The 7,437-nt window shown below is 61.5% G+C and carries 8 protein-coding genes; 3 read left to right on the forward strand and 5 right to left on the reverse strand.

The genetic code is table 11. From position 1 onward, the window contains the following. Positions 1-58 precede the first annotated feature (58 nt). Genes creD through K0H48_RS25230 form a run of 4 tightly spaced genes read right to left on the reverse strand, consistent with a single transcriptional unit; the run spans position 59 to position 4,079 of the window. Complete coding sequence (gene creD, locus K0H48_RS25215) at positions 59-1,411, reverse strand: cell envelope integrity protein CreD (RefSeq protein WP_138813562.1); 1,353 nt, start codon at positions 1,409-1,411, stop codon at positions 59-61. A 51-nt stretch (positions 1,412-1,462) separates the two neighbouring features. After that, positions 1,463-2,902: a two-component system sensor histidine kinase CreC gene (gene creC / locus K0H48_RS25220; RefSeq protein ID WP_219269633.1), complete on the reverse strand. Its 1,440-nt coding sequence runs from the start codon at positions 2,900-2,902 to the stop codon at positions 1,463-1,465. Further along, positions 2,902-3,570: a two-component system response regulator CreB gene (gene creB, locus K0H48_RS25225; RefSeq protein ID WP_219269635.1), complete on the reverse strand. Its 669-nt coding sequence runs from the start codon at positions 3,568-3,570 to the stop codon at positions 2,902-2,904. The genes creC and creB overlap by 1 nt, the downstream gene beginning before the upstream one ends. An 8-nt stretch (positions 3,571-3,578) precedes the next feature. Further along, positions 3,579-4,079, reverse strand: a complete 501-nt coding sequence (locus tag K0H48_RS25230; RefSeq protein ID WP_138813559.1) for an ATP-dependent zinc protease — start codon at positions 4,077-4,079, stop codon at positions 3,579-3,581. A 253-nt stretch (positions 4,080-4,332) separates the two neighbouring features. Between K0H48_RS25230 and K0H48_RS25235 the strand changes: the two genes are divergently transcribed. Beyond that, positions 4,333-5,220 (forward strand): acyltransferase, encoded by an 888-nt coding sequence (locus K0H48_RS25235; protein WP_219269637.1) that lies wholly within the window; start codon positions 4,333-4,335, stop codon positions 5,218-5,220. Here the strand turns inward: K0H48_RS25235 and K0H48_RS25240 are convergent. Further along, positions 5,217-5,789: a DUF2780 domain-containing protein gene (locus tag K0H48_RS25240; protein ID WP_219269640.1), complete on the reverse strand. Its 573-nt coding sequence runs from the start codon at positions 5,787-5,789 to the stop codon at positions 5,217-5,219. The genes K0H48_RS25235 and K0H48_RS25240 overlap by 4 nt on opposite strands. Positions 5,790-5,940: 151 nt before the next feature. Here K0H48_RS25240 and K0H48_RS25245 point away from each other — a divergent pair, with 151 nt between their 5' ends. Both K0H48_RS25245 and K0H48_RS25250 read left to right on the forward strand, forming a co-directional pair. After that, positions 5,941-6,567: a sigma-70 family RNA polymerase sigma factor gene (locus K0H48_RS25245; protein WP_257627103.1), complete on the forward strand. Its 627-nt coding sequence runs from the start codon at positions 5,941-5,943 to the stop codon at positions 6,565-6,567. Then, a complete protein-coding gene (locus tag K0H48_RS25250; RefSeq protein WP_219269643.1) occupies positions 6,564-7,241 on the forward strand; it encodes an anti-sigma factor in 678 nt (225 codons plus the stop codon). Before K0H48_RS25245 ends, K0H48_RS25250 begins: the two co-directional genes overlap by 4 nt. Positions 7,242-7,437: the final 196 nt, after the last annotated feature.

The following is a 7,437-nucleotide window of genomic DNA, read 5'->3' on the forward strand; positions in this document are numbered from 1 at the left end:
AACGCATTGATTTTTCCGACCAATTGCGCGCGCACCTGCTGATCTTCACGTAACCCAATCATTGCAGCACCTCCCGATCCTTGCGCTTGCCCACGCCATACCAATCCAGTTTGCGCGTCAGCACCATCACCGTACCCAGCAGCCCGAACAGCAACAGCGAGCCCATCAGCAGCGCGTAATCCTCGGCGCTCAGCAGCCCGTACAACAAGCCATACAACGCTGCCAACCCAGCCGAAAAGCCCAGGCCGTGAGCAACACTGCGCAGCACATGGCACACGTAAAAACCAATCAACAACACACAGGCACTGGCGGAGATCAGGTAGGCCAACGCAAAGCCCAAGTGTTCGGACAACGACAACAACAGCAGGTAGAAAAACGCCAAGGCAAAGCCCACCAATGCATACTGGATCGGGTGTACCGCGAGGTTTTTCAGCACCTCAAAGAGGAAGAAACCGGCAAACGTCAGGGCGATAAACAGCAGCGCGTATTTGATCGCGCGGTCGCTCTTGAGGTACTGGTCAACCGGGTCGATGAAGTTCACGCCAAAGCTACGGTTGCTGAAGTCTTCACAGCCCTGGCGGTCCAGGCAGGTTTGCAGCGCCTGTTCGAGGTTGGTGGAGAAAAACGAAGTCTGCCAGTTGGCGCTGAAGCCCTTGTCGGTGACCTCTCGCTGCGCCGGCAGGAAGTTGCCGATAAAGCTTGGGTGCGGCCAGTTGGACGCGAGTGACACCTGGCTGGTCTTGCCCACCGGCACTACTTGCAACTGCTCGGTGCCTTGCAGACGCAGGTCAAAAGCGAAGTCCACCACGCCAGGCTTTTTGCTGTCCTGCTCGGGCAGCGTCACATGCACGCCCTCGCCCAGCCAGTCCACTTGCGAGCCCGGTGAAAACGCCAGGCGTTGGCTGCCCAGCTCCAGCTTCAGGGCGTTTTCGATGCCGCGAATATCGCTGATACCCACCGCCAGAAACGCCGGATCAAAACGGTAATCGGCGAAGTTTTCCGTAATGCCCAACTGCGCAGGCAGTTCAAAACGCCCACTGACGCGGTTATCGGCATGGAACAGGCGCGCCTGGTAGATGCCGCGCGATCGCAGTTCGGTTTGCACCTTGCCGTCGAGCTCAAAGCGGTCCGGCAGGAAATACAGACGACCGCGCTCTTCACGGGTTTCCTCGTAGCGTTTGTTGAGCTTTTCATTGAGTTTCCACTCGCGCACGGTCTTGCGATACGGCACCACCATCACGGGTCCGGTAATGCGCTGGCTGTAGCTGGAGCTGCGGGCGATGTCCATCAATACGCCGTCGCGCAGTTGCTGGCGGTCGCTGATGATGCCGTTGATCATCAGCAACGGAATCAGCAACAGCAGGATCAGCAGCGCGATGGCGCCAAGTTTGAAAAGCAGGCTGCGGTTCATGGGGCTCTCCCTGTTTTGATGGGCAGAGCGTGAGCCGCGCGTGTGGGCGTTTTATGTGGGCACTGTGGAGACTGTGTGGAGATGCAGCACCACTTGCACGCCGCCCTGCACATTGCCGATCTGCAACGCGCCGCCGTGCAGCTTCATCACCTCCTCGACAAAGTTGAGGCCCAGGCCCGTGCTTTTGCGCCCGCTGATGGGGCGCGGCAGCGAGTAGAAACGCTCGCTCAGGCGCGGCAAGGCGTAGTCGGGAATCGGTGCGGCCTGATTGAACAGGCTGACCTGCACGTCGCTGTGTTGCGTCTGTGCGCTGAAGCGCAAGGTGCCGCCCGGCGGTGTGAAGTCCAAGGCGTTATCCAGCAGGTTGCCCAGCGCCTGGCGCAGCAGGAAAGGCTCACCGAAGACCTTCACATCGGCTGCAATCGTCTGTTCAACGTGCAGGCCGGCGCCTTCGATTCGCGCACATTGCGCCTTGATTACTTCGTCGACCAGGGCCGCCAACGGCATGCGGGTCTGTTCTTCCAAACCCTGGCGCTGCTCCACTTGGGCAAGGTTAAGCAACCGCTCGATCAACTGCTGCAGGCGCGCGCTTTCGCTGTCGATATTGCCGATAAAACGCTGCTGCTGCTCGCGGCTCATATCGCCCTGCAGCAATTCCGCCGCGCCGCGAATGGCAGCCAACGGGCTTTTCAATTCGTGGGTCAGGGTGTGCACGTAATGTTCGACGTAGGCCTTGCCCTCCAACTGCGTGCGCATGTGCTCCACAGCGGTGGACAATTGCTTGAGTTCGCCGCCCCGGTAATGCGGCAACTCGGCCCGGCGACCTTCGCTCACCGCCTGTGCATACGCCGTGAGCCGATGCAACGCCACGCTCAGCCACCACGACAGCAATGCGCCCAGCAGCAGGCCCAACACCACCAACCCGGCGCCGTACCAGAGCAAGCGGTTCTCGGTGCGATCCACATAGGGCTGCAACGAACTGTTGGGTTTGGCCACCGTGACCACGCCGATGATCTGGCCGTTGTCGCGGATCGGCGCGCCCACGTGCATCACCGACGAGGTGGGATCGTCCAGTTCGCTGCGGGTGGAACGGGCGCCGTATTCACCGCGCAAGGTGAGGTACACGTCGTTCCACTGTGAATAGTCCTGGCCCACCGCTTCGCCGGTGGAATCGAGCAATACGATGCCGTTGGCGTCGGTCACGTAGATGCGGTGGTTGACCTGGTTTTTCGGCAGGCCCCAGATGGTCGCGCCGGGCTGGCGATTGCCGTAGGCCTTGAGCAACTCAGGCCAGTGGCTTTGGCCGAGGGTGCCATTTTTTACGTCAAGACGCAGGATTTCAGCCAGCAGGTTGGCCGTGTCCACCAAGGTTTCTTCGGTGGACTGGCGCACGCCAGGGCGGATTTCCTTCATCACGGTGTTGAGCACAAAGTAACCCGTGAGGCCGATAAACAGCGCATACACCAGAAAGATCCGCAGCCCCAGGCGCATCAGCTGTGGCTCGGGCTGTAGCTGTAGCCGAGGCCGCGATGGGTCTGGATCGGCTCGGCATCCGCGGCAATACCGCGCAGTTTGCTGCGCAGGCTTTTGATATGGCTGTCGATATTGCGCTCGTAGCCGGCATCGGCCGGCACGCCCACCGCGTCGAGTAACTGCTCGCGGCTGAACACCCGTTCGGGCTGTTCCAGCAGGCTTTGCAGCAGGCGGAACTCATGCCGCGTGAGGCTCAAAGGCTGGCCGCGATAACTGATCTGCATGCGTTCCAGGTCGACCTGGAATACGGCGGGCGCAGCGCCGGGACCGACGCGTTTGAGAATCGCCCGAACCCGTGCCGCCACTTCCCGTGGGCTGAACGGCTTGACCACATAATCGTCGGCGCCGATCTCCAGGCCCACCACGCGGTCAATCTCGCCGTCGCGCGCACTGAGGAACATCACTGGCACTTCGCTGAAGCGGCGCAGCTGTTTGCAAGTCTCAAAGCCGCTGATATCCGGCAACCCGATGTCGAGGATGATCAGGTCGGCAGGCGTCTGGCGTTGATGGGCCAACGCCTCCTGGCCAAGGCTCAGCCAGGTGGTGGTGAAGCCTTCGCCTTGCAAGGCAAAGATCAGCGTGTCGGCTATCGCCGCTTCGTCTTCGACAATCAGGATGTGCGGCATGGGTTCAATCAGCAGTCCGGTTTGTCAGCAGTGTAGCGGCGGGCCGGGTTTACCGCCGCGCCGAACTCACGCAGGGCCTTGGCGCCGATCAGCAACGGGTAGTTGAAGCTGCTGCGGTCGGTGAGGTTGACCTCCACAGTGCGCTTGACGTTGCCCAGGCACATTTCCAGATCGATGACCGGGCGCTTGGCCACAGTAGCTTCGTCTTTGTCGTCGTCTTCGTCAGCGCGGCTTTTGATTTTGCTGATGCGCGAGACTTTGTGCTCATAGACCTTGTCGCTGGCGTCCTTGCCGCCAAGGCGGAAGCGCACCCAGTCGTCGCCATCGCGCTGGAAGGTTTCGATGTTGCGGGCCGACAGCGAGGCGGTCAGCGCGCCGGTGTCCATCTTGGCCTTGAAGGTTTGGCCGATCTCCGGCAACTGGATGTATTCGTAGCGACCGTAGAGGGTCGGTTCGGCAGCCATGACGGGTACGGCAGCCAGGGCGAGCAAGGCAAGGAGCAGTTTCACGAAGTGATTTCCTCGGAAAGAAGTAGGCGGATTCTAGACCGCAAAAGCGTTGTTTAGTTAGATCGTTCCCACGCTCTGCGTGGGAATGCAGCTCTGGACGCTCCGCGTCAGTCTTAAGTCGTGACGCAGAGCGTCACAGGAGGCGTTCCCACGCAAAGCGTGGGAACGATCACATTCGTGCGGCATTTTGCGATTTGGCCTCTAGACTCAGCTTGCTTATCATGGCCCGCCCACCCGATTCCAAGAGTTACTTATGCGCCGCCTGCTCACCGGCTGTTTTGTCACACTGCTGTTATTGCTCAACACCCTGGTGCTGTTCGGCCCGCTGATGGTGTTTGCCCTGCTCAAGCTGGTAGCGCCCGGCCGCTTTCGCGACTATGCCTCCCGGGCCGTGATGTGGATCGCTGAGACCTGGGCCGAGATCGACAAACTGATTTTCGCGCTGTGCATCCCCACGCATTGGGACATTCGCGGCGGCGATGAGCTGCGCGGCGACACTTCCTACCTGGTGATCAGCAACCACCAATCCTGGGTCGACATTCCGGCGCTGATCCAGGCGCTGAACCGGCGCACGCCGTTCTTCAAATTCTTCCTGAAAAAAGAGCTGATCTGGGTGCCCTTCCTGGGCCTGGCCTGGTGGGCGCTGGATTACCCGTTCATGAAGCGCTACACCAAGGCGTTCCTGGCCAAGCACCCGGAGCTGGCGGGGCAGGACCTGAAGATCACCAAAGAGGCCTGCGAGCTGTTCAAGCGCCAGCCGGTGACGGTGGTCAATTACCTCGAAGGCACGCGCTTCAGCGAGGCCAAACGCAAACAACAGGACTCGCCCTTTACCCGGCTGCTAAAGCCCAAGGCGGGCGGCGTGGCGTTTGTGCTGGCGGCAATGGGTGAGCAGCTGGACGCGGTGCTGGATGTGACCGTGGTTTATCCGCAGCCAAAAACACCGGGGTTCTGGGACTTGATCTGCGGCACAGTGCCGAAGGTGATCATTGATATCCGCACCCGTGAGCTGGACCCGGCATTGTGGCAAGGGGATTACGAGAATGATCCGGCGTTTCGCCAGACCGTCCAGAACTGGGTGAACCAGCTCTGGATGGAGAAGGATGCGCGCATCGAACAACTGCGCGCAGAGTCGCGTTAGCTGCCGGTGCCCCAGGCCGAGGCCAGCTTGCCCAGCACCGACTCGCTGGCGCCCTGGCCGCCCAGGTACTTGAGGATCACCGGGGCAAATTGGCTGACCATGCCACTGTCCATGCCCAACGCGCTAAAGGCGGTGTTCAAGTCGCTGGTGCTCTTCACGTTACCCAGCAAGCCATCCAGGCCGCTGGTCTTGCTGCCGCCGCTCTGGCCGAGCATCCCGCTCAAGGCGCCGAGGCTGCCCAGGGAGTTGCTGCCCGAGAGTTGATCCAGGCCCGGCACACTCTTGCCCAATTGCGAGTAGTCGGTACCGCTCAGTTTATTCTTGGCCAGGCCCAGCATGGCGCCGGTACCGCCCACGGCTTGTTCGGGGGTGATGTTCAGTTGCGAGGTCAGGGCGCTCAGCAGGCCGGCGGTCTCAGAGCTAGGCGCTGCAGCCGCCGCCTTGTTGTTGCTGCCCTGGGCACCGGAGACGGCATTGGCCACGTCACCGAGGCTGAAACCTGCGGCAAACACCGGGCTGGCGGCCACGGTCAACAGGCATGACAGGGCAAAACCGCGTGAAATCTTCATCAAGACAACCTCTGAATGTAGGAGCAAAAAGCAGGCGTTTGACTGACAGTCCCGAAGGAATGTTCCCACTTGCAGATTAGTTCAGAAAAATCCGCATCCAAATGTTCTCCGCGCGCGTATATCCCCCATGCACCGCCCGGAGTCGGATGGAATGAATGCTCAAGCTGAACTACCCTCTGCCTACCGTGCGCCGTCCCGTCGCCCTCGAACGAGAGCCTGGAGAAGCCCTATTTCCGTCCACGATGTTGACCCGTTGCGGCCCTTGCTGGCCCAATGCGCCCTGGGCAACCGCCAGGCGTTCGAGACCCTTTACCGCAGTGTTTCGCCACGGCTGCACGGCGTTGCCTTGCGTTTCATGGGGCGCGCGGACCTCGCCGAAGAAGTGTTGCAGGAGGCCTTTGTGCGCATCTGGTACAACGCTTCGCGCTACGAGGCTCACCTGGCGTCGCCGATGACCTGGATGGTCAACATCACCCGCAACCTGGCCATTGACCAATTGCGCAAACACCGCGAACAGCCTCTAGCCGAGGGCCAGCAGGAAGCCATGCTTGACGACAGCCCCAGCGCCCACGAGCAACTCGACAGCGAGCGCGAAGCCCGCGCCCTCAACCGCTGCCTCGACAGCCTCGACGGTATGCAACGCCAGTCGATTAGCGTGGCTTACTTCCAGGGCCTGTCGTGCTCGGAGCTGGCCGAACACTTGGCCGCGCCCCTGGGTTCGGTCAAATCCTGGATTCGCCGTGGCATGGAGCGTCTGCGCAGGTGCCTTGAATCATGAACTACCAAACCACCGCCCTGCGCCGCGCCCTGGCCGCCGACTACGCCATCGGGCTGATGCCCGCCACTGCGCGTCGGCGCTTCGATGCCCTGCTGCTCGACGACGCCGCGCTGCGCGTGGAGCTCGGCCATTGGCAAGCCGCCCTCGCCAGCCTCACCGGCGCCCTGCCCGAGCGGCCAGTGCCGGAGCATGTGTGGGCCGGCATCAAGGCGCGCATTGAGCCGCAAGTGCTGCATGTGCCGGCGAAGAAACCTTTCTGGATGAGTTTCCGACTGCTCGCCGCTGCCTGCGCGATCGTCGTGGCGGTGCTGGTGGGCGTGCTTTATCAGCGTGATAGCGGCGCCGAGTACAACGCCACGTTGGTCGCGGCCAACCAGCAGCCGGCGTTGCAGGTCCAGGCGTTTGGCGATCATCTGCAGGTGGAGCCGCTCACATTGGCCGCCGTAGAGCCGACGCGAGCCCTGGAACTGTGGGTCATTGCGGCCGGTGGCAAACCCGTCTCCCTGGGCTTGGTGCCGACCTCGGGTAAAGGCCGAATCCAGCTGAGCAAGGAACAGCAAGCGCTGTTGACTGCACCCGCGACCCTGGCCGTCAGCCTGGAACCACAAGGCGGCTCACCCACCGGACAACCCACCGGCCCCGTGCTGTACCAAGGCGCCCTGGCCACTCGCTGACTGTGGCAAGTGGGCAGTCGTGGCGAGCAGGCTTGTCCTGCGTAGGGCTGCGAAGCGGCCCCAGTAAAGGCACTGCAATTTTCCTGAAAGAACTCAGCGTCTGGTTTTGGGGCTGTTTCGCAGCCCTCCGCAGGACAAGCCTGCTCGCCACAGGAGAAATTGACTGCCTTCAAAAGTTGTGTAGATACCTATGCCC

This window comes from Pseudomonas sp. Xaverov 259, from assembly GCF_019352915.1.
Lineage (GTDB): Bacteria > Pseudomonadota > Gammaproteobacteria > Pseudomonadales > Pseudomonadaceae > Aquipseudomonas.

What these genes read in the sequence shown, in the direction of transcription:
- K0H48_RS25235 (WP_219269637.1), top strand. Translation starts at nt 4,333, where the DNA reads ATGCGCCGCCTGCTCACCGGCTGTTTTGTCACACTGCTGTTATTGCTC.
- K0H48_RS25240 (WP_219269640.1), bottom strand. Translation starts at nt 5,789, where the DNA reads ATGAAGATTTCACGCGGTTTTGCCCTGTCATGCCTGTTGACCGTGGCC.
- K0H48_RS25250 (WP_219269643.1), top strand. Translation starts at nt 6,564, where the DNA reads ATGAACTACCAAACCACCGCCCTGCGCCGCGCCCTGGCCGCCGACTAC.
- creB (WP_219269635.1), bottom strand. Translation starts at nt 3,570, where the DNA reads ATGCCGCACATCCTGATTGTCGAAGACGAAGCGGCGATAGCCGACACG.
- creC (WP_219269633.1), bottom strand. Translation starts at nt 2,902, where the DNA reads ATGCGCCTGGGGCTGCGGATCTTTCTGGTGTATGCGCTGTTTATCGGC.
- creD (WP_138813562.1), bottom strand. Translation starts at nt 1,411, where the DNA reads ATGAACCGCAGCCTGCTTTTCAAACTTGGCGCCATCGCGCTGCTGATC.
- K0H48_RS25245 (WP_257627103.1), top strand. Translation starts at nt 5,941, where the DNA reads ATGAATGCTCAAGCTGAACTACCCTCTGCCTACCGTGCGCCGTCCCGT.